This window comes from Acinetobacter sp. LF10, assembly GCF_048585715.1.
Taxonomy (GTDB): Bacteria; Pseudomonadota; Gammaproteobacteria; order Pseudomonadales; family Moraxellaceae; genus Acinetobacter.
In genome coordinates, this window is record NZ_CP184160.1 from 2,585,425 (window position 1) to 2,607,382 (window position 21,958).

20 protein-coding genes are annotated in these 21,958 nt (G+C 39.5%); 13 read left to right on the forward strand and 7 right to left on the reverse strand.

Going from position 1 to position 21,958, the window contains the following annotated elements; translation table 11 throughout:
- The first annotated feature begins 5 nt into the window (after window positions 1-5).
- Entirely contained in the window at window positions 6-593 is a 588-nt protein-coding gene (locus tag ACN19N_RS12435) for a cob(I)yrinic acid a,c-diamide adenosyltransferase (RefSeq protein WP_420001443.1), read from the forward strand.
- A 19-nt stretch (window positions 594-612) separates the two neighbouring features.
- On the forward strand, window positions 613-1,332 hold the full coding sequence (locus ACN19N_RS12440; RefSeq protein WP_420001444.1) for a glycerophosphodiester phosphodiesterase: 720 nt from the start codon (window positions 613-615) through the stop codon (window positions 1,330-1,332).
- A gap of 29 nt (window positions 1,333-1,361) precedes the next feature.
- On the opposite strand, the gene ACN19N_RS12445 is transcribed toward ACN19N_RS12440, so the two are convergent.
- Entirely contained in the window at window positions 1,362-1,889 is a 528-nt protein-coding gene (locus tag ACN19N_RS12445) for an META domain-containing protein (protein WP_420001445.1), read from the reverse strand.
- Between the two features lie 211 nt (window positions 1,890-2,100).
- Between ACN19N_RS12445 and ACN19N_RS12450 the strand changes: the two genes are divergently transcribed.
- Window positions 2,101-3,270 carry an acyl-CoA desaturase gene (locus tag ACN19N_RS12450; RefSeq protein ID WP_420001446.1) on the forward strand — a complete coding sequence of 390 codons (1,170 nt, stop codon included), beginning with the start codon at window positions 2,101-2,103 and terminating at the stop codon, window positions 3,268-3,270.
- A gap of 136 nt (window positions 3,271-3,406) precedes the next feature.
- Window positions 3,407-4,849: a protein adenylyltransferase SelO gene (locus tag ACN19N_RS12455; RefSeq protein WP_420001447.1), complete on the forward strand. Its 1,443-nt coding sequence runs from the start codon at window positions 3,407-3,409 to the stop codon at window positions 4,847-4,849.
- A gap of 164 nt (window positions 4,850-5,013) precedes the next feature.
- Here the strand turns inward: ACN19N_RS12455 and ACN19N_RS12460 are convergent, their stop codons facing one another.
- Together ACN19N_RS12460 and baeS are read right to left on the reverse strand one after the other, a co-directional pair.
- Window positions 5,014-5,700, reverse strand: coding sequence for a response regulator (locus tag ACN19N_RS12460; RefSeq protein WP_004664800.1), 687 nt, complete (start codon window positions 5,698-5,700; stop codon window positions 5,014-5,016).
- A gap of 46 nt (window positions 5,701-5,746) precedes the next feature.
- The gene (baeS, locus tag ACN19N_RS12465; protein ID WP_420001448.1) at window positions 5,747-7,417 is read right to left on the reverse strand and encodes a sensor histidine kinase efflux regulator BaeS; all 1,671 of its coding nucleotides are present in this window, start codon (window positions 7,415-7,417) and stop codon (window positions 5,747-5,749) included.
- Between the two features lie 131 nt (window positions 7,418-7,548).
- Here baeS and ACN19N_RS12470 point away from each other — a divergent pair, with 131 nt between their 5' ends.
- From ACN19N_RS12470 to ACN19N_RS12485, 4 genes are all read left to right on the forward strand, one after another.
- Window positions 7,549-7,902, forward strand: a complete 354-nt coding sequence (locus tag ACN19N_RS12470) for a heavy-metal resistance (RefSeq protein ID WP_420001449.1) — start codon at window positions 7,549-7,551, stop codon at window positions 7,900-7,902.
- 330 nt (window positions 7,903-8,232) lie between these two features.
- The gene (locus ACN19N_RS12475) at window positions 8,233-10,035 is read left to right on the forward strand and encodes an acyl-CoA dehydrogenase C-terminal domain-containing protein (RefSeq protein WP_420001450.1); all 1,803 of its coding nucleotides are present in this window, start codon (window positions 8,233-8,235) and stop codon (window positions 10,033-10,035) included.
- A gap of 161 nt (window positions 10,036-10,196) precedes the next feature.
- Complete coding sequence (locus ACN19N_RS12480) at window positions 10,197-11,978, forward strand: acyl-CoA dehydrogenase C-terminal domain-containing protein (protein WP_269228649.1); 1,782 nt, start codon at window positions 10,197-10,199, stop codon at window positions 11,976-11,978.
- A gap of 122 nt (window positions 11,979-12,100) precedes the next feature.
- The gene (locus ACN19N_RS12485; protein WP_269228650.1) at window positions 12,101-12,598 is read left to right on the forward strand and encodes a phosphate-starvation-inducible protein PsiE; all 498 of its coding nucleotides are present in this window, start codon (window positions 12,101-12,103) and stop codon (window positions 12,596-12,598) included.
- 40 nt (window positions 12,599-12,638) lie between these two features.
- Here ACN19N_RS12485 and ACN19N_RS12490 read toward each other — a convergent pair whose 3' ends face one another.
- Both ACN19N_RS12490 and ACN19N_RS12495 read right to left on the reverse strand, forming a co-directional pair.
- Window positions 12,639-12,989, reverse strand: a complete 351-nt coding sequence (locus ACN19N_RS12490) for an RcnB family protein (RefSeq protein WP_420001451.1) — start codon at window positions 12,987-12,989, stop codon at window positions 12,639-12,641.
- A 153-nt stretch (window positions 12,990-13,142) separates the two neighbouring features.
- The gene (locus ACN19N_RS12495) at window positions 13,143-13,631 is read right to left on the reverse strand and encodes an RcnB family protein (RefSeq protein WP_420001452.1); all 489 of its coding nucleotides are present in this window, start codon (window positions 13,629-13,631) and stop codon (window positions 13,143-13,145) included.
- 181 nt (window positions 13,632-13,812) lie between these two features.
- Here ACN19N_RS12495 and ACN19N_RS12500 point away from each other — a divergent pair, with 181 nt between their 5' ends.
- The gene (locus ACN19N_RS12500; protein ID WP_420002391.1) at window positions 13,813-14,253 is read left to right on the forward strand and encodes a hypothetical protein; all 441 of its coding nucleotides are present in this window, start codon (window positions 13,813-13,815) and stop codon (window positions 14,251-14,253) included.
- Window positions 14,254-14,278: 25 nt separating this feature from the next.
- On the opposite strand, the gene ACN19N_RS12505 is transcribed toward ACN19N_RS12500, so the two are convergent.
- Window positions 14,279-15,742, reverse strand: coding sequence for a phospholipase D family protein (locus ACN19N_RS12505; protein WP_420001453.1), 1,464 nt, complete (start codon window positions 15,740-15,742; stop codon window positions 14,279-14,281).
- Between the two features lie 79 nt (window positions 15,743-15,821).
- Window positions 15,822-17,888 carry a zinc piracy TonB-dependent receptor ZnuD gene (gene znuD, locus ACN19N_RS12510; protein WP_420001454.1) on the reverse strand — a complete coding sequence of 689 codons (2,067 nt, stop codon included), beginning with the start codon at window positions 17,886-17,888 and terminating at the stop codon, window positions 15,822-15,824.
- 135 nt (window positions 17,889-18,023) lie between these two features.
- On the opposite strand from znuD, the gene ACN19N_RS12515 reads away from it, so the two are divergent.
- From ACN19N_RS12515 to ACN19N_RS12530, 4 genes are all read left to right on the forward strand, one after another.
- The gene (locus ACN19N_RS12515) at window positions 18,024-18,797 is read left to right on the forward strand and encodes a DUF4184 family protein (protein WP_420001455.1); all 774 of its coding nucleotides are present in this window, start codon (window positions 18,024-18,026) and stop codon (window positions 18,795-18,797) included.
- Window positions 18,798-18,937: 140 nt separating this feature from the next.
- Window positions 18,938-20,719: an aspartate--tRNA ligase gene (gene aspS, locus ACN19N_RS12520; protein WP_269228703.1), complete on the forward strand. Its 1,782-nt coding sequence runs from the start codon at window positions 18,938-18,940 to the stop codon at window positions 20,717-20,719.
- 126 nt (window positions 20,720-20,845) lie between these two features.
- The gene (locus ACN19N_RS12525) at window positions 20,846-21,061 is read left to right on the forward strand and encodes a hypothetical protein (protein ID WP_420001456.1); all 216 of its coding nucleotides are present in this window, start codon (window positions 20,846-20,848) and stop codon (window positions 21,059-21,061) included.
- 11 nt (window positions 21,062-21,072) lie between these two features.
- Complete coding sequence (locus ACN19N_RS12530) at window positions 21,073-21,939, forward strand: lysophospholipid acyltransferase family protein (RefSeq protein WP_420001457.1); 867 nt, start codon at window positions 21,073-21,075, stop codon at window positions 21,937-21,939.
- Window positions 21,940-21,958: the final 19 nt, after the last annotated feature.

The following is a 21,958-nucleotide window of genomic DNA, read 5'->3' on the forward strand; positions in this document are numbered from 1 at the left end:
GCTTGATGGGACATCGTTTAAGTAAAATCTATACGCGCACAGGCGATTCAGGTACAACAGGTCTTGGGGATGGCTCACGTGTCGCTAAAGATGACTTACGAATTAATGCGCTAGGTGATGTAGATGAACTCAATGCCACGATTGGCGTGCTTCGCGCACAAATCAGCACATCTCAAATTGGAAACAAAGCTGATTGGGATAAAAGTTTAAGCTTGATTCAACATTGGCTGTTCGATTTAGGCGGTGAAGTTTGTATTCCCAACTACCACTTACTCCAACCGATTTGTATCGAGTTTCTCGAAAAAGAAATTGATCACATGAATGAATCTCTGCCAATGCTCAAAGAGTTTATCTTGCCTTCGGGTAGCCTAGCATGTAGTTATGCACATCAAGCTCGTGCTGTATGCCGCCGCGCAGAACGCACTTTAATGTCAGTGCACAATCGTGATCAAAATATTCAATCTACTGCATTACAACTCTTGAACCGTTTATCCGACTGGTTATTTGTTGCCTCACGTGCTTTGCAACGTGCAGAAGGCGGTAGTGAAGTGCTTTGGCAAAAAAACATTAATGATAGTATTGATCAAGCATAATTATTTTAAGGTAATCAAAATGCGAATCATTGGTCATCGTGGTGCACGAGGCGAAGCTCCTGAAAATACGTTAGGAGGCTTCCGTTACTTGCATGATTTAGGTGTACGTGCAGTTGAGTTTGATGTGCGTCAACTCAAAGATGACCAATTGGTTGTGATTCATGATGATGATTTTGTTCGTACTACGGGTAAATCACGTCATGTTGAAAGCTGTAATTTATCTGAAGCTCAGCAATTTGATCATCGCCATCAATGGCAGGCGTGGGGATTTGAAGAATACACTCCTAGCCTGCCCCAAGTAATGGGTTGTTTAACTGATTTTGAACATATTGAAGTTGAAATTAAAGCAGTTGCAGATGAAGCAGCGGCTGAGCGTTTAATTCTGCAATTACATCAAGATTTACTCGACTTTGAACAGGCTGCTACGATTACCAGTTTTGATGTGAAAATTTTAGCGGCATTGCAACAACATCAAAGTCATTTTAAACGTGGCTTGTTAGTTGAAATTCCGATTGGGGAATATGCCATCGAACTCGCACATCAATACGGATGCTGCCAAATTGGTTGGAAAGATCAACTGGCAACCGATCAAATCATTGAGTTTACACAGCAAGCCGAACTTGCTGTGAGTGTTTGGACAGTTAATGACGTTGAACGTGCCAAACATCTACAACAATTGGGCATTCAAGGGTTAATCACTGATTTCCCGAGCACCATGTTGCAACATCTAACTTTATAAAAGTATGGAATTTATTCCGGCAACTAATTTTATTTTTTAGATTGCGCCTGAATTAAACGCTGTCCTTTTGCATCTAATAAATACAAATTCGTCCCTTCAATTTGAAAACGTTCAATCCGCTGCATCGCATCCATCAGATCTGCTTCTTGTGCTAATGCTTTATCACAACTAAAGTGCTGCGCTCTCACATCAAAATTCATTTTCCTTTGGCTAAGATCATATTGATACGTCCCATAAATAATATTGCAGCCTGTATGACCTGAAACGGTTTTAGCAATAGAATTCAGCGAAAAACTTGGATATTGATTGAAGAATAAAGCACGTTTATTTTGAATCATGGTAATTTGCCAACTTACATCTTGAACGCCATCGTTACTCTTGCGAATTTGCATGGGTGGCAATTGATTTACACGCTTTGGCTGTAGGCTATTTTTGTTGACTTTAGTTGGTTGGCTTTGACATGCAACAAGCATGAAAGCAACAGATAATATTAAAGTTTTGTGAAAAAACTTATTCAAAGAATAAATTGTATTTTTCACGCTTATTTGTTCTGACATTGATTTATTTCGCCTTTTAATTTATTGATTAATTCAACAAACGAATTCTGTTACTGTTCTTTCAGTACAACTGTAGAATAATACTAGTGTTATCTAATATGAGCATGCTAATATCGAGCATAAAATAGCAATATATCGTCATGATTGGTTTTGCTATCTCGTTTGGTTTTTATATCTTGTGTAAACAAGGTTTTTAGGAGCGCTGACGGATATGACTTCCGCCCCACTCAAGAAAGCACCCATTAATTGGATTGCAATTTTCGCATTGGTATTTTTACCAGTTGTTGCACTCATTTCGATTCCAATTTATACCTATTATCATGACTTTAGTATGGGCGCATGGATTAGCATGTTTGTCTTACTAGGTGTAAGCAGTTTAGGTATCACTGCTGGCTATCATCGCTTATGGGCACACCGTGCTTATGAAGCAACCCTACCTTTAAAAATCATTCTTATGATTATGGGTACTTTTGCGGTTCAAAATAGTATCTTATTTTGGGCTTCAGGTCACCGTACCCATCATCGTCATGTTGACGATGTAGACCAAGATCCATATTCGATTAATAATGGTTTCTGGTACGCACATATGGGTTGGATGTTACGTAACTATCCTGCCGCTGAGCCAGATTATAAAAATGCGCCTGATTTGTTGAATGACAAATTAGTCATGTTCCAAGATAAATATTATGTTCCCTTAGTCATTGCTGTTCATGCAGGTATTTTATTACCGATTGGATGGTTAGTGAATGATATTTGGGGCGTGTTGCTTTTAGGCGGTTTAGTTCGTCTATTCCTCAGCCACCATGTCACTTTCTTCATTAACTCACTCTGTCATATGTGGGGTAAACGCCCTTATACTGACGAAAATACTGCACGTGATAATTTCATCTTAGCCATCCTCACTTGGGGCGAGGGTTATCATAACTATCACCATATTTTCCAATACGATTATCGTAACGGCGTAAAATGGTGGCAATATGACCCTACCAAATGGCTAATTTGGACAAGTTCAAAGTTAGGCTTAGCGAAAAACTTACGTCGTATTCCAAGCTTTAATATCCAAAAAGCAGAGCTTGCGATGAAGTTTAAATATGCTGAACAAGACCTCGCAATTTATGGCCACGATGTGAACACTGATATTGCTCAGATGAAACAACGTATTGCTCAAGAATATGAAGCTTTTACATTGACTCTAAACGATTGGGCGAAGTTAAAAGAGCAAGAACTACAAGCAAAAAAAGCGGCAATGGCTGAAAAAATCCATCAAATGGATCATAAACTTAAAGTTGATTTCCAACTGCTTGAACATCGCCTTGCACACCATCGTGAATGTCTAGAAACTTTAGTGCGTAATATCAAAAAAGCACCAGTTTCAGAATAAAAAATACTCAATAAAATGGTCTCTTTAGAGGCCATTTTTTATGCCTATTTAAAGACTCAGTTCATAATCACAATTCACTATTTTAGACTTATCTTTGTTATAGTCATCATTCAGCTTCTTGCCATGATATTGACCTATGCATTTCAATCCTCGCTATTCATCTCTCAATTCAAAGCTTTATCACCAGCAACAGCCCAGCCCTTTACGTGGTGCAAAGGCAGGTCACTTTAACGAAGCGTTAGCTGATGAATTGCAATGGAGTGATGAAGACAAAGCCAATTGGGTCGAGATTTGTAGTGGGCAAAAAACTTTTGCTAAATTCACGCCATTAGCAATGGTGTATGCAGGTCATCAATTTGGTCAATGGGCAGGTCAATTAGGGGATGGGCGTGGTTTATTGATTGGACAAATTCTAAATCAACATGGACAAACCATTGATCTACATCTGAAAGGTGCAGGTTCAACGCCCTACTCTCGTATGGGTGATGGTCGTGCGGTACTGCGCTCAGTGATTCGTGAATATCTAGCAGGTCATGCACTGAATGCGCTTGGCGTAGCATCTAGTCATGCAGTCGGTTTCACTACATCAGCACAAGGCGTACAGCGTGAGACTTTAGAACTTGGCGCAATGCTATTACGCACTTCGGATTGTCATATCCGTTTCGGGCATTTTGAGTGGATCAATCAATATGCACCTGAACTTTTAACTGAATTTACGCAAAAGTGTATCGAATGGCATTATCCAGAATGCCTAGAAGCTGAGAACCCTGTTCTGGGTTTCGCTAAAGCTGTCATTGAACGTACAGCAATCATGATCGCCAAATGGCAATTAGTCGGTTTTGCGCATGGTGTAATGAATACCGATAATTTAAATATTACAGGCTCAACCTTAGATTTTGGTCCTTATGGATTTATGGAACGCTTTCGACCAAACTGGATTAATAACCACTCCGATTACCAAGGTCGTTATACCTATCAAAACCAACCAAGTATTGGACATTGGAATTTGTGGACATGGTTAAACAATCTCATATCGTTAGCCACACCTGAGCATAAAGAACAATTCAAACAAGATTTAGCGACTTGCTTAGAACAATTTGAACCAATCTTTTTACATCATTATGGTCAAGGACTCTGCGAGAAGATGGGACTCCCCCATTTTCATAAAGACAGTTTAGATTGTAGTTTTGCATTCTTGCGAATTTTGCAAGCGGAACAACTCGACTATACGCAAAGTTTTATTCGCCTACAGAACAAGGAATATAAAACACTCCGTGATGATTGCTTAGATCTACGTCAGTTTGATGCTTTTCTCCATCAATATCAGGAAATTCGCAAAACTCAAGATACAGATGAGTTAGATCGAGTTATGCAAAGCGCTAATCCTCATTATATTTTACGCAATCACATGGCACAAAAAGCGATTGAACAAGCTGAACGTGGTGATTTTAGTGAAGTTGATCGTTTATTTAAGCTACTCAATCAGCCTTATCAAAAACAGCCTGATTTGGAAACTGAACAAGATACTGCACCTTTACCAAGTGATGTGCCTGAGGTGATGGTAAGTTGTTCATCTTAATTCCGAATAATTTTGATTTACTTAGTGCCGCTATCGCGGTTCAGGTAAGTTGTTTATCTAAAATAGATTGATAAAGCACATCACCCTTACTCAGAATTCATCAGAAATTACCCACAATTTCTGTGGATAATGTTGTGGTTATCCACAGGATAAAGTAAAACTACTTACTCATCAGGATATTCAAAACGATAACCTACGCCATAAACCGCCTGAATCCATTCATGACGATTACCTGTTTCGGCAGCTTCAGTAATTTTCCGACGAAGATTTTTAATATGACTGTCAATTACACGATCTGCCACATCAAAACTATCTGGGTTAATATGATCTAATAATTGGGCACGTGAATAGACTTGACCGAGATGCTCCAAAAATAATTCCAATAAACGGAATTCAGTCGGTGTTAAAGTTAATGCTTTTTGTTGATACCAAATACGTTGCTGTGCTTTATCGATACGAAATAAATCATTTTGATCAGGTTCTGCCTTACGCTCTAAACGACGCAAAACAGCTTGTACACGTGCAACCAACTCTTTCGGACTAAATGGTTTACAAATATAGTCATCTGCTCCCATATTTAAACCTAAAACACGATCAATTTCTTCAGTACGCGCAGTTACCATAATAATCGGTAAATCAGATTGTTCACGTACTTTACGGCAAATGGTTAAACCATCCATACGAGGAACCATCAAGTCTAAAATCATGAGACTAGGTTTACGTTGTTGAAACTGGGTATAAGCATCCTGACCATCATGAAACATACTGACTTCAAAACCAGCCGCCTCTAAATAATCACGAACCAACTGCGCTAGTTCAACTTCATCTTCAACCAACATAATATGCTTCATGGTTTTCATCCTATCCATCGTCCTCAAGCAAAGAGGATCAAAAAAGTTATTTAATTAATTTTGGGAAAGTCAGCACACAACGCAATCCACCTAAAGGTGAATGATTAAAAGTAAGTGAACCACCTAAAGCCTGCGCAAGTTTACAAGACAAAGCCAAACCTAAACCCGTTCCGCCAGTGCTACGTGTGCGTGAATCATCCACACGATAGAAACGCTCGCCTAAACGCGCCAACTGCTCATCACTTACCCCAAATGGGCTATCATCCACATACAATATCCATTCATGCTCATTTTGTTGAGTATGAATCTGTATTTTTCCACCTTGTTCTGTGTAACGTACACAATTTCCAAGCAAGTTAACAATGATCTGTTTAAAACGATCTCGATCTAAAGATAGGCTTATTCCTTCGCCTGAGAGTGAAACATCAAACTGCTTTTGTTCAAATGTAGGTTTAAAATTCTCAACTTCTTGCAGTACGACATCCCATGGATTGACTTCAGCAAAATAGCATTTCAACTGCTGCGCATCTGCCTGTGCTAAATCAGCCAAATCTTGTGTTAGCTTCTTTAAACTACTCACTTGACGCATCATTGCATCAAGATGCTCGGGTGTTGCTTTACGAATTCCATCCTGCATTGCTTCAATCTGTGCTTGTAACACAGCCAAAGGCGTTTTTAATTCGTGAGAAGTATCTGCGACCCATTGACGGCGAGACTCTTCATGCTGATGCAAAATATCAGCCAAATGATTCAGTTGATTCGATAAATCTCCCAATTCATCATTTCGCTTAATCACAACCTGATGTTGGTAATTTCCACGCGTTAATTCCAAAGTCGCATTGAGCAAACGTTGAATTGGCTTTTTAAAATAAGTTGCCATCAATAATGCCGCCACCAGACTAGAAAGCACGGTTAAGGCATAAACTAAAAGTAAATAACGCTTTTGATTACTAAAGAAATTAATACTCGATGCATCATCTTGATCCAATACGGGTTTTAAGCCGAGATAACCCACAACTTTTTGATCGACCAGAATTGGACGGTAGGCTATTTGATCAGTTGCAGGTTCACCCACAATAAATTGGTGTTTTTCATCATATAAAGACAGTCTTGAACTTAAACCTAAACGATCTGGAATTGATACAAAACGCTTTTTAACGTGTTCAGATGATGAACTAGATTTGGTCTGTTGCTTGTCATCTTTCGCATCTTTCTTTAACCGAAATTGGCTCGGACTCAAAGGAAAACGTAAGCCTTCAAAGGGTTGATATTCTGAGGGTAAATTTTGTTTAAGAATCTTTAATTCTTCATCGTTAAAAATCTGACGATTTTTTATTTCGGTGTTGTTTTGAGCTAAAGTGGGGGAAAGCGTTAATAAGGTATGGTCATTAAAATAACGTTGTTGTAAGGCAATATCATACTGACGGCGCAACCACCACTGAGACAAACGATCATAATCGTCAGGTGCTGCGTTCCCTTCAATTTGTAAAATCTGCGCCTGAATGGCATTCCCCCAGTCATGATAAACCGTATAAACATTACCTAGATTCGCAATCAAACGATCTAATTTTTGCATTTCCACATCAGCAACATAACGTGCGAAGTTCTTTTGCATGGTCCAATGCAATACTCCTAAACTGATTGTTGCAATCACTAAGGTAGTCAGTAATACCGTTAAAAATAAACGTATGGCTAAAGGCATGCGACGAACATTCAAAAGCGAAATCTCAATAGTGTTCTATTTGTGGATTGTAACCAACATGGTTCAAAAAAACTCTCCATTCTTTCTTCATCTTTATTATCTAATCTTTAACAATCGAATCTTAACTGACTAGGCATGATAAAATAATGAACAAGACAAAAATCGTATTAATGACAACGCTTCTCGGTTCTGTTTTAGGTTTGGCTGCCTGCCAAGTAACACCTTCAGAACAAGCAATGAATCATGACCGCCACCACCACGAAATGCAACGTCAACCGCTAACCCATGAACAACGTGCAGAATGGCAAGCTAAACGCGAACAACGTGAAGAACAACGAGAACAAATGCGTGAAGAACATCGACTACAGAGAGCACAGATTGAGAAAGCCTGTCAGGGTAAACGCATCGGTGAGCGTGTGAATGTTCAGTGGAATAATCGTGTAATTGAAGGTACTTGTGACGTTCGCTTTACACCAGAAAAATCACAATTCAAACGTTAAACCTATGTAAGAACATAATATTATTTCGTTATCTAGGCGCTTCAAGCGCCTTTTATTTATTTGCCGAATCAATTATTTTTAATTACACAGCTGCTTACGATTTTTTGCATATTATTACGAGCGAATTCAACGCAAACTGCCTACAATCAATACGCTTTAAAATAATTTAAGCATTATCTTTGACTTTACAGTCACTAAGAAATGCCCTGTTAAAGCTTGTACGGAACTATAACTTGTTGCACGATTAGCAACACAAAATGATACCCTTTGGGTATATTTACTATTGACTAAGATTATAACTCTGGTTTAACCAGTATTGAGGAAAATGCTATGCCACAATACAAAGCACCCTTACGTGATATGCAGTTCGTATTGCACGAATTATTAAATGCTGAAGCACATTACGCAAAACTTCCTGCATTTCAAGGCACCGTAAGCCGCGAATTGGTTGATCAATATTTAGAAGCAGCAGCTGATTTCTGTGAGAATGAACTTTCTCCTATCAACCAATCAGGCGATCGTGAAGGTTGTACTTGGAATGACGGTGTTGTTACTACGCCTACAGGCTTTAAAGAAGCGTATCAAAAATATATCGAACTTGGTTTCCCATCTCTTTCTGCTGATGAAGAATTTGGCGGTCAAGCATTACCAAACTCTCTAGGAATCACAATTTCTGAGATGGTTGGTACAGCCAACTGGTCTTGGGGTATGTACCCAGGTCTTTCTCATGGTGCTGTTCGTACAATTGAACACCATGGTTCTGATGAACAAAAAGCGACGTATATGCCAAACCTTGTATCAGGTGTTTGGACAGGTACAATGTGCTTAACTGAATCTCATGCAGGTTCAGACTTAGGTATTACCCGAACCAAAGCTGAACCAAATGATGATGGTAGCTATGCAATTTCTGGCGAGAAAATCTTTATCTCTGCTGGTGAACATGACATGGCTGAAAACATCATCCATATCGTACTTGCTCGTTTACCTGGCGCACCTAAAGGTACTAAAGGTATTTCGCTGTTCATCGTACCGAAATTCAATGTAAATGCAGATGGCTCTATCGGTGAGCGCAATACTGTTCGCTGCGGTTCGATCGAACACAAAATGGGTATTCATGGTAACGCAACTTGTGTGATCAACTTTGATAAAGCAAAAGGTTACTTGATCGGACCAGAAAACCGCGGCCTAAACTGCATGTTCACATTCATGAATACTGCACGTATTGGTACAGCCGTTCAAGGTCTTGCTGCATCTGAAGGTTCTTTCCAAGGTGCTTTAGCATATGCGAAAGATCGTTTGGCAATGCGTTCACTTTCAGGTCCTAAAGCACCTGAAAAAGAAGCAGATCCAATTATTGTTCACCCTGCTGTTCGTAATATGCTTTTAACTCAAAAAGCATTTGCTGAAGGTGGTCGTGCACTTGTTTACTTATTGGCTCAGTATGCAGATATCGTTGAAAAAGGCGAAACTGAAGAAGAGCGTAAGTTTGCTGACAACATCTTATCTTTGTTAACGCCAATTGCTAAAGCATTCTTAACTGAAACTGGTTATGAATCTGCAAACCACGGTGTGCAAGTATTTGGTGGTCACGGATTTATTTCTGAGCACGGTATGGAGCAAATCGTACGTGATACACGTATTGCTTGCTTATACGAAGGAACAACTGAAATTCAAGCACTTGATCTTTTAGGTCGTAAAGTATTGCAAACTCAAGGTGCAATGTTGAAAGACTTCACCAAGATCATCCATAAATTTGTTGAAGCAAACAAAGACAATGTTGCAATGCAAGAATTCCTTGCACCATTGGCTGCTGCAAACAAAGAATGGGGCGATATCACGATGCAAATCGGTATGCGTGCAATGCAAAACCCTGATGAAGTTGGCGCAGCTGCGGTTGACTACATGTACTTCTCTGGTTATGTAACACTTGCATTCCTATGGGCACGTATGGCACTTGTTGCTCAAGAGAAATTGGCTGAAGGTTCAACAGAAGTTGACTTCTACAATGCGAAAGTAGCAACTGCTCGCTTCTACTTCAAGAAGATCTTGCCACGTGTTCGCTCGCACGTAGATGTACTTTCAACTGGTGTTGCACCATTGTTTGAACTTGATGCGGAACACTTCGCGTTCTAATCATAGATTAGAATGAGATGCAACGTTCATCACAGAAAAAGGACTGGTCAGTTTTGACCGTCCTTTTTTTGTTTAATCAATGCTAAATTTACACTATTCAATTTATTTGTTCGTTTTATTTGATCACTTTGCACATGACCTGTGCGTAAAAAGGAACGATTATGCCAATTTACAATGCACCTTTAGCAGACATGAAATTCATCTTAAATGATGTATTTAAAGCTGAACAATTTTGGCAGTCTAATGAGAATCTTGCTCATGTAGATGCTGCAACAGCTGAAGCAATTTTAGAAGAAATGGCTAAATTTGCTCAAAACGTAACTCACCCACTTAACCGTACTGGTGATGAAGAAGGTGCGCGTTGGGTTAACGGTGAAGTTTTCACGCCAGCAGGTTTTAAAGAAGCATTCCGTCAATACGCCGAAGGTGGTTGGATTGGCTTAGGTGCTGATGAAGAATGGGGCGGTCAAGGCATGCCAAAAATGCTGACAGTATTGTCAGATGAAATGCTCTTTGCCACCAACCCATCATTCTTGTTGTATCCACTACTGTCTGTCGGTGCAGGCATGGCGTTAAGCAGTTATGCATCACAAGAACAGAAAGAAACGTATTTACCTAAAATCTACTCTGGCGAATGGTCAGGTACCATGTGCTTAACTGAACCGCATGCAGGTACAGATTTAGGGATTATTAAAACTAAAGCTGAACGTAACGAAGATGGTACTTATAACATTACAGGTACTAAGATCTTCATTACAGGTGGTGATCACGATCTCGCTGAAAACATCATTCACTTAGTTCTTGCAAAAACACCTGATGCACCTGCGGGTTCACGTGGTATTTCTTTATTCATCGTACCGAAATACATTGTAAATGCAGATGGTTCTTTAGGTGAGCGTAACCCTGTTGGCCCTGGTTCAATCGAACATAAAATGGGGATCAAGGCATCTGCAACTTGTGTCATGAATTTTGATGCTGCAAAAGGTTATCTCGTTGGTAAAGAAAACGAAGGTCTTGCAGCAATGTTCGTAATGATGAACTACGAACGTTTATCAATGGGTATCCAAGGTCTTGGTGCTTCTGAATTTGCTTACCAAAATGCAGCTCAATATGCGACTGATCGTTTACAAGGTCGTAGTGCTTCTGGTGTTAAATCTCCAAGCAAACCTGCGGATAGCATCTTAGTTCACGGTGATGTTCGTCGTATGTTATTGAATGTACGTGCAAATAATGAAGCATCTCGTGCATTTGCAGTATATGTAGGTCAACAGCTTGATATCACTAAATTCTCTACTGATGCAGAAGCAGTGAAAAAAGCCAATGACCGTGTTGCGCTGTTAACACCAATTGCAAAAGCTTACCTCACAGATACTGCATTCCAAGCAACTTTAGATGCGCAAATGGTATTTGGTGGCCACGGTTATATTCGTGAATGGGGTATGGAACAGTGCATCCGTGATCTTCGTATTTCTCAAATTTACGAAGGAACAAACGGCGTTCAATCTCAAGACTTAATTGGTCGTAAAACGATTAAGTGTGGTGGTGCTTTCATCGCTGAATATATCACTGAGATTCGTGATTTTGCCAATGCATTAGACACTGACTTAAACTTCATTAAAGATGCGACTTTAGATGCTGCAACTGAAATCGAAGCAATCACTCAGTTCATCATTGAACAAGCGGCTGAAAATGTAGAGTTCCCGAACTCTACTGCAGTAGATTACTTAAGCGCAGTTGGTCTACTTAGCTTTGCTTATATGTTTGCTAAGATTGCTGCTGCTGCAAAAGACAAGTCTGGTGACTTCTACCAAAACAAACTTGCTTTGGCACAGTACTTTGTTGACCGTATTTTGCCAGAACTTGATTCTCGCCTTGCGAAGATCAAAGCAGGTTCTGACTTAATCATGAACTTCAGCGAAGATTATTTCACAAACCAAGCTTAATTCTAGTTCGGTTTTAAAAACTGCCTAAATCAGTTGGTTTAGGCAGTTTTTTTATGGCTATAATAAAATCAGCATAAAACTTGCATAACATTTTAATGATCATGTTGAGAATATAAGTCGGTATGTCAAACTCCAAAGATAAACTCGAAAATTTACAACGTTTATTTGACCGTCTAGGTCATTATGCGGTTGAAGCCTTTCACTATTTAGCTCTGTTTATTATTGGCTGTATGATTGCTTGGTCAGCAGTACATACCGTCATTGAAATTTTGACGGTTAAACAATACGCTACCATTGATGACATCCTATTGTTGTTTATCTATTTAGAACTAGGGGCAATGGTTGGTATCTACTTTAAAACCAATCACATGCCTGTACGCTTCCTCATCTATGTGGCAATTACTGCACTAACTCGTTTACTGATTGCTGATATTCAACACAATCATAAAGCCTCTATGGATTTGGTCATCATTACGGGCTCTATTCTGATCTTAGCTTTGGCAATTTGGGTGGTACGTTTTGCTTCATGGAACTACCCATCTGTTATCCGAGGTAAAGACCATGAACAACAACTCCCTGCAAATAAAACACCAAGACCACAAGATGATGAACTAGCATAAATAAAAAAGCAGGCGAGATGCCTGTTTTTTATTACTTAGTTTAAGCCACTCTCAACACGCGATATTTCGAGTCGACTAAAACATATTTACCTTGTACCTGCATCCAGTTATAGCCGCGTGGTGGTTCATACAAACGGTGAATCCGATAGTTAGAAATCACATAGCGGTTACTACGGAATTCTGACGGTAAACGCTCGCCACGTTTAAGGCTGATACGTTGACCATAATGATGACCACGGTCGCCATTTGACCAGCGTGGTTGTTCACGATGATCGTAACGGTGATCATAGCGATCTTTATGATCTTGATTCCAACGATTTGAATCTGCCATTGCTGAAGCAGATACACCAAGTATCATCGTTGATACCAATAACACGACTGTCTTCTTCATTGTTTGATCCTCTGTTTTTCGATCTAAAATTAGATTAAGAAAAACTCAAGGAGAAAGCATGAATAAAACCCACGACATTGCAAAGCTTTGTAATGAAAGCCAAGAAATTATGGAGATTTCTATTTTGAATAAAATTCAAAAAAACATTTAAAATCAGCGAATAATTTCAATCCTAAAATTATCATCTGTCACTAAAAGATAACGACCATCAACGATCACCCAGTGCCGACCTCTTGGTGGTTCACGCAATGAATATGAATCCCAATCTCGAATCACATAACGCTCACTTCGAAATTCACTAGGTAACTCATTTCCAACCACAAAAGACTCACGGCGATAGCTATGCTCATATTGAGTTTCGGGATAGTATTCAATACGAACACTGGGTCGATGGCTCGGATAAGGATAATAATTATTTTGATTCGGTTGATAATAATAGCCTTTCGGCGGTGCAGTCGGCGTGTAGCGCTGATTTGAAAATGCAAAAGGATCTTGTGCGGGTGGCTGATAAGTAGGTGTTTGGGGATATGAACGTCGTTCGACACCACTATACCCTCCCCATGTATTATCGGCATAACTCATGATAGGGAGATAGCCCAAAAGACCTGCCAAGCCATAAATATACAATTTAGATTGCTTCATCCTTATCGCCCTAGATTATCAGAGTATTTTTATATTTTAGAATAAAAACTAAGCATGACTGTTGTAATAATATTTTTTCAGATCAATTGTTCTTTTCCCTCGACCGATTACATCGGCATATACATCCAAAGAGATATGTTAAAATAACTTTTTTGGTTTTGAGACAACATCTGTGGCTGAAATGAATTTTGATCGTCTTTATCAATTCTTCTGTAAAGTGCCAAGTGTGCAAGAGGCTCGTATCGTTGCACATGGTACAGATGGTCAACATGCGTGGTGGTTTAAATTTAATATTGATGTTGCTCATCCACTTGCATGGCAAACCGTTCAAGAACTTGGTCATGTGCTCAACTATTTGTCTACCAATGAGCGCTTACCCACTCAATTCTTCCCTGTCTCTCCTCCTCCTTATATGAATGGTGAAGCGAAAGACTTTTTAGCTTGGGTAATTCAATGTAATCATCCTGAATTTAATCCTGATACAGTGTGCGATTGGTTAGAAGCTCGTCTGCCTAACCCAGTCGAGGATAAAACTCAGTGGAAAATCAAAACAGATTTAAGTGAACTGGATCAGATGGCTGATAAAGATTTAGATCAGTTGATTCCACCAAATCCGCAATAAAAAAGAGGCTTAAAGCCTCTTTCTTTTAGAAAGTAGATAAACCCGACCATTCCATAAAGCGATAGAGCCAGTATTTCACGTTTGACTCATCCGCATATTTTGCATAATCAACCGTGATCTGACGACCGTTTGCATTAGTCCATGACGAGTTAAAATAAGTTGTTGCATCTTGAAACACAGGCGCTTGAACGGAACCAATGACACGCATATCCGTTTCAAGATTATAATTTTTAAGATTTCGTGCAGTAAAGTTTGCTGAACCAAGCATCAGCTCCGCTTGTTGAGCATTATATTTCAACAGCATTTTACTGTGACACTGTTCACCACGCGTATCACACCAACGAATTGGAATCCCTGCGGCATTGAGTTCTGAAGCTACTTGACGGTTTGGAATACCATTCTTTTGACGACCAAATGCATCTTTATTTGGATCAAGCATGATACGGATACTTACACCACGCTGTTTAGCCTGTTTTAATGCCTCAATAATATTTCGCTCCGACAGATAGAACATAGCTATGTCCAAATGCTCTTCACTTTTTGCAGATTGAATCATCTTCAACACAGCGTCATAAATGGCTTTTTCAGTCAGTAGCTGTACCTGTGGCAAGCTTTTATCTTCAGCCAATCCCCCCATGATCACAAATGGGCTTGAACCTTGTGACATATTGGCAACGGTTTGCTCAGTTTGTAATACATCAATCGCGGTTGGGCCATCCACGATCAGTGCAACATTACTATGATGTGAACTTCCATCATGAGGATTCGCTGAGGTCACTAAACTCTTCCAACCTTGAGCCGTATCTACCACCAAGGTTTTACGATGATTGGCTTTAAAATTGAGTAACTCCAAATAACTCCGTATTGTTACTTTATCTTTTCCAAAAGGATTATTTAGCCAACCGCCTTCTGGATTATTGCCTAAATTTTGACAGCAGATATACCAAAAACCCGACCACAATGGATTTGAAGCACGCAAAGGTTTTAAATCTGTTTCAATAACATCTACACCTGCTTGGCGAAGCTGACGATAGTGCTGAGGCGTTATACCACCATAAACTGAATTAATTGGATCGGTAATCACCACAATTTGAACTGTCGGATAAAGCTTCCGTTTCAGAATCAGTGCATCTGTTAATTGCTGCGTCAATGGAAATTGCTTAACCTTAGACGCACCCACTTCCTGATTAAATAAGAACATATCCAACACAATCGTGGTCTGTGCTTCATCAATCAATTGAAAAATTTCTTTGAAAATGTGTTGATCAACTTGCTGTTGACCTTGTGCATCAAGATAGGTCTGATCGGCCAAAAATTTCACATTGGCATGGCGAAGTTGCCCCGTAAAATCCAGTCCTTTTGGGAGTGGTTTTACAGTGTGATAAATTGCAGAAGCAATATACCCAATCGCAAAAATACTCAATATGACTGCCATGTAACGTCGACCTGACCAGTTTAATTTTTGATGAATTCTTTGGAAGATACGCATATAAACAGAAAAAGCCCTAGCCTAATGGACTAAGGCTAGAGCTTATACTTTGATTTTTCAATAAGATTTGAGTGACAAATTAGAAACTAAAATTCACACCAACTGTAAAGTTACGTCCAACTTGTGGAATCGTCGATAAGAACGATGCATGTTGATAAACCTGATCATCCAGCAAGTTATTAGCATTTAGGAATACACGATAATCACCGACATTGCCATAATTACTTGAATACGCCACACCCAAATTTAACATGTTATAACTTTGTGTATCTGTTTCATAAGCAGCGATCTTATCTTGTTGGAATACATGATAATACTCAGCTGAACCGCTAAAACCATCGCCAAAGTCTGCATTCACTTTTGTACCTAAACGGCCCGCTGGTACACGTGGTGCATTGTCATTGTCGATCTTGCCGCGTACATAATCACCAAATGCACTGAGTTTATAAATTGAAGAGACTTGATAACCTACTTCTGCTTCAGCACCGTAGAACTTGGCTTTATCTTGTGCATACTGAACCAAACGAAAATCTTTATAACGATCTAAGGTTTGGGCATAGATGTAGTCGTCAAACCAGTTGTGGTAGACATGTACATGGTAATCAAACTTGTTATCATCGTAATGAAAACCAAGTTCGACATTATTTGACTGCTCTTTTTTAAGCTGATCATTCCCTAGTTCATAGGTATTGGTGGCGAAATGGCCTCCATTGGCATATAACTCTTGTGCTAAAGGTAAACGCTCTTGGTGTGACGTAACCAAAGAAAGTTTGTAGTTCGGTGCAAACTCCCAATTGGCGGCACCAGAAACAGAAAAGGCTGAACCGTCGAAATCTTTTTTCGTTGCATCATCAATATTAATTTTTTGCTGTTCTGCACGAGCAGCTAATTCAACATGCACATCATTAAATTGCGCATGTTCTAATGCAAACACGCTCCATTTTTTAGTGGTGTTTGGTGCTAAAAATGCCTCTTCACCTGTAAGTTTTAATTTTTGTTGTCCATATTGTGTACCAATGACCCCTTCCCATGCACCCAGCGGGTTGTGTACTAACTCTAAGCGTCCATCATAACCTTTATTTTTAAAACGAGTCGCGATGCTCTCTTCTTCAATCTCATCATGTTGATAATCGGTATAACTGGCTTGCGCACGTAAAGTTTTAAAACCTGCAAATGGATTATCTAACTCAGTACGAACATCATAACGCTCCGATTTTAAATCAATCCAAGGACCTGCATCATGTGCATGCTCATGTTCCTCATGGTCATGATCATGTCCATCATCTGGATCGTGATCACCACAATGTAAATGTGGTCTACCACTCAAATGTGCATCGCAGCTTTCATATTCATGGCTATGTCCAGGCAAGCCATACTGATCCTGACGATTGCTATATGAAATTCCCGTAAAGCCACGATCATAAATCCAAGACAAACCAACATTCACCGTTTCACCTTTGGCAAAAGTATTATCGACTCGACGTTCTTTTTCGCCTTCATGGAAATAATCAGATGCAATATAATCATTGGCTTCACGTTTGAGCCCTTCAACACGTAATGCCACTTGATCACCTAAGCCAACAGTAACACCCGTGCTTGCTAATTTTTCATCACTACCCGTGTTATAGCGTAGCCCAACATTTCCCTCATAACCATTTTCTGGCATCTGTGTCGGAATTTTGCTGTCTGTGACATTAACTAAACCACCTACAGTACCAGCACCGTACAATAAAGTAGATGGTCCTTGAATAACTTCTATTTTCTTTGCTAATAATGGATCAACCGTGACCGCATGGTCGGGCGATAATGTTGAGACATCAATATTTTCAGAGGCATTTTGTAAAACTTTGACTCGGGCACCATCTTGTCCACGAATGACAGGTCGACTTGAGCCAGCGCCAAACTGATTGGTATGTACACCAACCTCACCGCTCAAAGCATCTCCTAAAGTTGCACTTCTTTCAGCTAAATCCTTTTGTTCAATTACATGATCTGCGACAGCAAAATCGGCCGCATTTCGCTCTAAAGGGTGCGCTTTAATTTCAATCGTAGCAAGTTGTTGAACCTTTGCTTGTTCTTCTGCAAAGGTAGCGCTGCTCGCTACTGCTAGAATAGATAAAGTCAAAATATTTTTAGGAAATGACATGCCACGTCTCAAATTAGCTTAAACATAATTTGTTATATTATAACGTTTCAATCATTTTGCAATAAAAAACATCTCAACAAAAAACATTTGCTACACTGCTGATCCATTATTCAATATTTATAACGCTCCAAGAATATGCCATTTACTCTTTCTCACGCTGTTCTTGCACCACCTCTATCAAAATTGAGTAAAGGTCATTTGCCTGTCGCAGCGCTTGCAATCGGCTGTATGACCCCAGACCTGCATCGTTTATTTACTCAAGAAACAATTGCATTAACACATCAGTGGTCTGGCATATTACTCCCCAATCTTCCGATTGGATTATTCTTTTGTGTATTGTGGTATTTGATCTATCGACCTGTTAGTTATCGCTTTTTGGGTATAAAAGACCCCATAAAGATTAGCAATTTTGATGATGCAGTGGGCTTTATTCTTATGAATTGCTTTGCGATTATTCTAGGCACAGCAACACATTTAATCTGGGATGGATTAACCCATCTGGACTTTCGGACCTTCGCTTTTAAAGATTTACTCGCACAAGATATTTCTCTCTTTGGTTTGCATTATCCATTACATTTCATTTTGCAGATTGGTTCATCCATTTTTGCCTTACCTTTTATCTTCTGGATGTGCAAAAGCTATTACATCAAACATAAACTAGCTCAACCTGTACCGATTAAAATCAAAGGATTTATCACGACAAGCTTAATCATTTCAACAGTTGCTGGATTGTTGTCGATTTGGGACTATAGTCGTCATATTTCATCAGAACTCTGGTACACCGAACGATATTTTTTTATTGGTAAATCAATTAACGAATTTACTCAAACAGCACTTTGTGTTTTTACAGCAGCATGTCTGTTGCTACTATTATTTGATCGAAAAGGTCAAACAAGATCGTTTTTTTAAAAAAGCGTCGCTTTAAAATTCTGTTGAAAACATTAAGACTTGAGACAATATGTTCAACAAGGCATAATCTCCCCTTCATTGGTGATGCGCTGTTTACGCATTCACCTTCTAGCCAATATAGTTTGGATAAATAATTCAATATGATGCGCACTCATTACTGTGGCTCTTTAACTGAAGCCCAAATCGATCAAACAGTTACTTTATGCGGATGGGTTCATCGTCGCCGTGACCATGGTGGTGTAATTTTCCTTGATATGCGTGACCGTGATGGTTTAGTTCAAGTCGTAATTGATCCTGATACACCAGAAGCTTTCTCAACTGCGGATAAAGCACGCTCTGAATTTGTGTTAAAAATTACAGGTCGTGTACGTCGTCGCTATGAAGGTACTGAAAATGCCAACATGGTGAGTGGTCAAATCGAAGTTTTAGCGAAAGAAATCGAAGTTTTAGCTGCTTCTGAAACACCTCCATTCCCATTAAATGACGAAAATACTAATATTTCAGAAGAAATTCGTTTGAAATACCGTTTCTTGGACATTCGTCGTCCAGAAATGTTAGATCGTTTACGCTTCCGCTCTAAAGTTACAAACTTAATTCGTAACTATTTCGAAGATCACGGTTTCCTTGACGTTGAAACACCGATCTTGACTCGTGCAACACCTGAAGGCGCACGTGATTATTTAGTTCCAAGTCGTGTTTCAAATGGCAGCTTCTACGCGCTTCCACAATCACCGCAATTGTTCAAACAGTTGTTGATGGTCGGTGGTATTGATCGTTATTACCAAATCGCGAAATGTTTCCGTGACGAAGATTTACGTGCGGATCGTCAGCCTGAATTTACTCAAATCGACGTTGAAACATCGTTCATGAGTGACGATGACATCATGGATTTAATGGAAGGCTTAACGGTTAAGATGTTCAACGAATTATTGAATGTAAAATTCGATAAATTTGAACGTATGACCTATAACGATGCAATGCGCGACTATGCTTCTGACAAACCAGATATGCGTATTCCATTGAAACTTGTTGACGTTGCAGACTTAATGCAAGACGTTGAGTTCAAAGTATTCGCTGGTCCTGCAAAAGATCCTAAAGGTCGTATTGTCGCTTTACGCGTTCCTGGCGCGGGTTCATTGCCACGTAGTGCGATCGACGAATATACTAAATTCGTAGGTATCTACGGTGCGAAAGGTTTGGCTTACATCAAAGTCAATGAACTTGAAAAAGGCATCGAAGGTTTACAATCACCTATCGTTAAATTCATCGAGCCAATCGTACTTGATCTACTCAAACGTGTTGGTGCTGAAAATGGCGACATCGTATTCTTCGGTGCGGATAAAGCTAAAGTTGTAAATGATGCGATGGGTGCACTTCGTGTAAAAATCGGTCATGACTTGAATCTTTCAACTTGTGAGTGGGCACCACTTTGGGTTGTTGATTTCCCAATGTTCGAAGAAACTGATGATGGCAAATGGACTTCTGTTCATCACCCATTCACACTACCAAAATCAAGTGTTGAAGATGTGAAGAACAATCCAGGCGCTGCTCTATCAGTTGCATATGACATGGTATTGAATGGTACAGAAGTTGGCGGTGGTTCACTGCGTATCTATACTTTAGAGATGCAAAAAGCAATCTTTGAAGCATTAGGTATTGGTGAAGAAGAAGCAGAGGAAAAATTCAGCTTCTTACTCAATGCATTACGCTACGGTGCTCCTCCTCATGGTGGTTTAGCATTTGGTCTTGACCGTTTGATCATGTTAATGACAGGTGCATCGTCGATTCGTGATGTGATTGCATTCCCGAAAACCAAGACGGCTGAATGTCCATTAACTCAAGCGCCAGCGCCTGTTGAAGCGAATCAATTACGTGACCTCGGTATTCGTTTACGTGAAAAAGCAAAAGCTGAAGAAAAGTAATTTTTTCAATTGATTGCTGAATAAAACCCTGCTTAATGCAGGGTTTTTTTATATTACATGGTTTTACTTTGCGATCATGCAGCGTAATGGCATAATAAGCTGCTTTTTTATTGAGAGGTCAGTCTTATGGCAATGCGTCCTGATGTACGTCGACACACAATTGTGATTATTGTGTTTTCACTTGCTCAATGGTTTTTTATGCGTTACATCTTGGCAAATGAACTTTTCAATATGACCACCAATCAACGTATTTTATATTTCTGCGTCAGTAGTCTTGTAGGTGCGTTATTGATTTTTGTAGCACTGATTTATATGGTGCTCAAAGGCAATACAGATAAGTAAGATTAATTGCGATGTCGTTTTACAGTACTTTACTCCGTATTCTCCCTCTAACATTTTTGCGTAGTATTGCAAAAGTGGCTGCCTACTTTATCAATCAAAATCCTGATAAAAGTATGCTTTGGAAAACCATAATTAATATTGGTTTAGCCTACCCAACACTTTCTTCCGAGCAAAAAGAACAGCTTGCTCGAGAAAGTGTGACCAAGCAATGTTTGAGTTATATTGAATCAGGGAAATGCTGGGCAATGCCTCCTGAATGGAGCATTCAGCAAATTCGTACTGTACATAATTTAGAAGTATTAACAAATGCTTTAAGTAATCCGCGTGGTGCTTTGATTATTACTCCGCATTTGGGTACATGGGAAATGATGAATGCATGGGTCAATCAATATGGTAAACCTACCATTATGTACAAACCCATGAAAGATTCAGGATTTAATGCATTTGCTTTGCATGCTCGCCAACGGTTAAATGCCACCTTAGTTCCAACGGATGCAAATGGTGTAAAAGCCTTGTTTAAGAATCTAAAACAAGGTGGTTTTAGCGTAATTTTACCTGATCATGTCCCTCAACCTTCAGGCGGGGTTGTCGTTCCTTTTTTTGGAATTCCCTGTTTAACCAGTACACTTGCAAGCAAAATGGCGCAAAAAACGCAATGTCGTCTGGTGGGATTAAGCTGTTTCCGTCGTGAAGATGGTGAAGGATTTGAGGTGTATTGCGATGATTTGAATGATCCTCAACTCTATGATCGTGATATCGAAATCGCAACAACAGCGCTTAACAAAGCCGTTGAGAACATGATCAACCGCTTTCCTGCTGAATATATGTGGGGATATAAGCGGTTTAGAGGGGCTGATCATACAACGTTTTATGAGTGACTATTTTTTATTTTATCGA

What these genes read in the sequence shown, in the direction of transcription:
- ACN19N_RS12435 (WP_420001443.1), top strand. Translation starts at nt 6, where the DNA reads ATGGGACATCGTTTAAGTAAAATCTATACGCGCACAGGCGATTCAGGT.
- ACN19N_RS12440 (WP_420001444.1), top strand. Translation starts at nt 613, where the DNA reads ATGCGAATCATTGGTCATCGTGGTGCACGAGGCGAAGCTCCTGAAAAT.
- ACN19N_RS12445 (WP_420001445.1), bottom strand. Translation starts at nt 1,889, where the DNA reads ATGTCAGAACAAATAAGCGTGAAAAATACAATTTATTCTTTGAATAAG.
- ACN19N_RS12450 (WP_420001446.1), top strand. Translation starts at nt 2,101, where the DNA reads ATGACTTCCGCCCCACTCAAGAAAGCACCCATTAATTGGATTGCAATT.
- ACN19N_RS12455 (WP_420001447.1), top strand. Translation starts at nt 3,407, where the DNA reads ATGCATTTCAATCCTCGCTATTCATCTCTCAATTCAAAGCTTTATCAC.
- ACN19N_RS12460 (WP_004664800.1), bottom strand. Translation starts at nt 5,700, where the DNA reads ATGAAGCATATTATGTTGGTTGAAGATGAAGTTGAACTAGCGCAGTTG.
- ACN19N_RS12470 (WP_420001449.1), top strand. Translation starts at nt 7,549, where the DNA reads ATGAACAAGACAAAAATCGTATTAATGACAACGCTTCTCGGTTCTGTT.
- ACN19N_RS12475 (WP_420001450.1), top strand. Translation starts at nt 8,233, where the DNA reads ATGCCACAATACAAAGCACCCTTACGTGATATGCAGTTCGTATTGCAC.
- ACN19N_RS12480 (WP_269228649.1), top strand. Translation starts at nt 10,197, where the DNA reads ATGCCAATTTACAATGCACCTTTAGCAGACATGAAATTCATCTTAAAT.
- ACN19N_RS12485 (WP_269228650.1), top strand. Translation starts at nt 12,101, where the DNA reads ATGTCAAACTCCAAAGATAAACTCGAAAATTTACAACGTTTATTTGAC.
- ACN19N_RS12490 (WP_420001451.1), bottom strand. Translation starts at nt 12,989, where the DNA reads ATGAAGAAGACAGTCGTGTTATTGGTATCAACGATGATACTTGGTGTA.
- ACN19N_RS12495 (WP_420001452.1), bottom strand. Translation starts at nt 13,631, where the DNA reads ATGAAGCAATCTAAATTGTATATTTATGGCTTGGCAGGTCTTTTGGGC.
- ACN19N_RS12500 (WP_420002391.1), top strand. Translation starts at nt 13,813, where the DNA reads ATGAATTTTGATCGTCTTTATCAATTCTTCTGTAAAGTGCCAAGTGTG.
- ACN19N_RS12505 (WP_420001453.1), bottom strand. Translation starts at nt 15,742, where the DNA reads ATGCGTATCTTCCAAAGAATTCATCAAAAATTAAACTGGTCAGGTCGA.
- znuD (WP_420001454.1), bottom strand. Translation starts at nt 17,888, where the DNA reads ATGTCATTTCCTAAAAATATTTTGACTTTATCTATTCTAGCAGTAGCG.
- ACN19N_RS12515 (WP_420001455.1), top strand. Translation starts at nt 18,024, where the DNA reads ATGCCATTTACTCTTTCTCACGCTGTTCTTGCACCACCTCTATCAAAA.
- aspS (WP_269228703.1), top strand. Translation starts at nt 18,938, where the DNA reads ATGATGCGCACTCATTACTGTGGCTCTTTAACTGAAGCCCAAATCGAT.
- ACN19N_RS12525 (WP_420001456.1), top strand. Translation starts at nt 20,846, where the DNA reads ATGGCAATGCGTCCTGATGTACGTCGACACACAATTGTGATTATTGTG.
- ACN19N_RS12530 (WP_420001457.1), top strand. Translation starts at nt 21,073, where the DNA reads ATGTCGTTTTACAGTACTTTACTCCGTATTCTCCCTCTAACATTTTTG.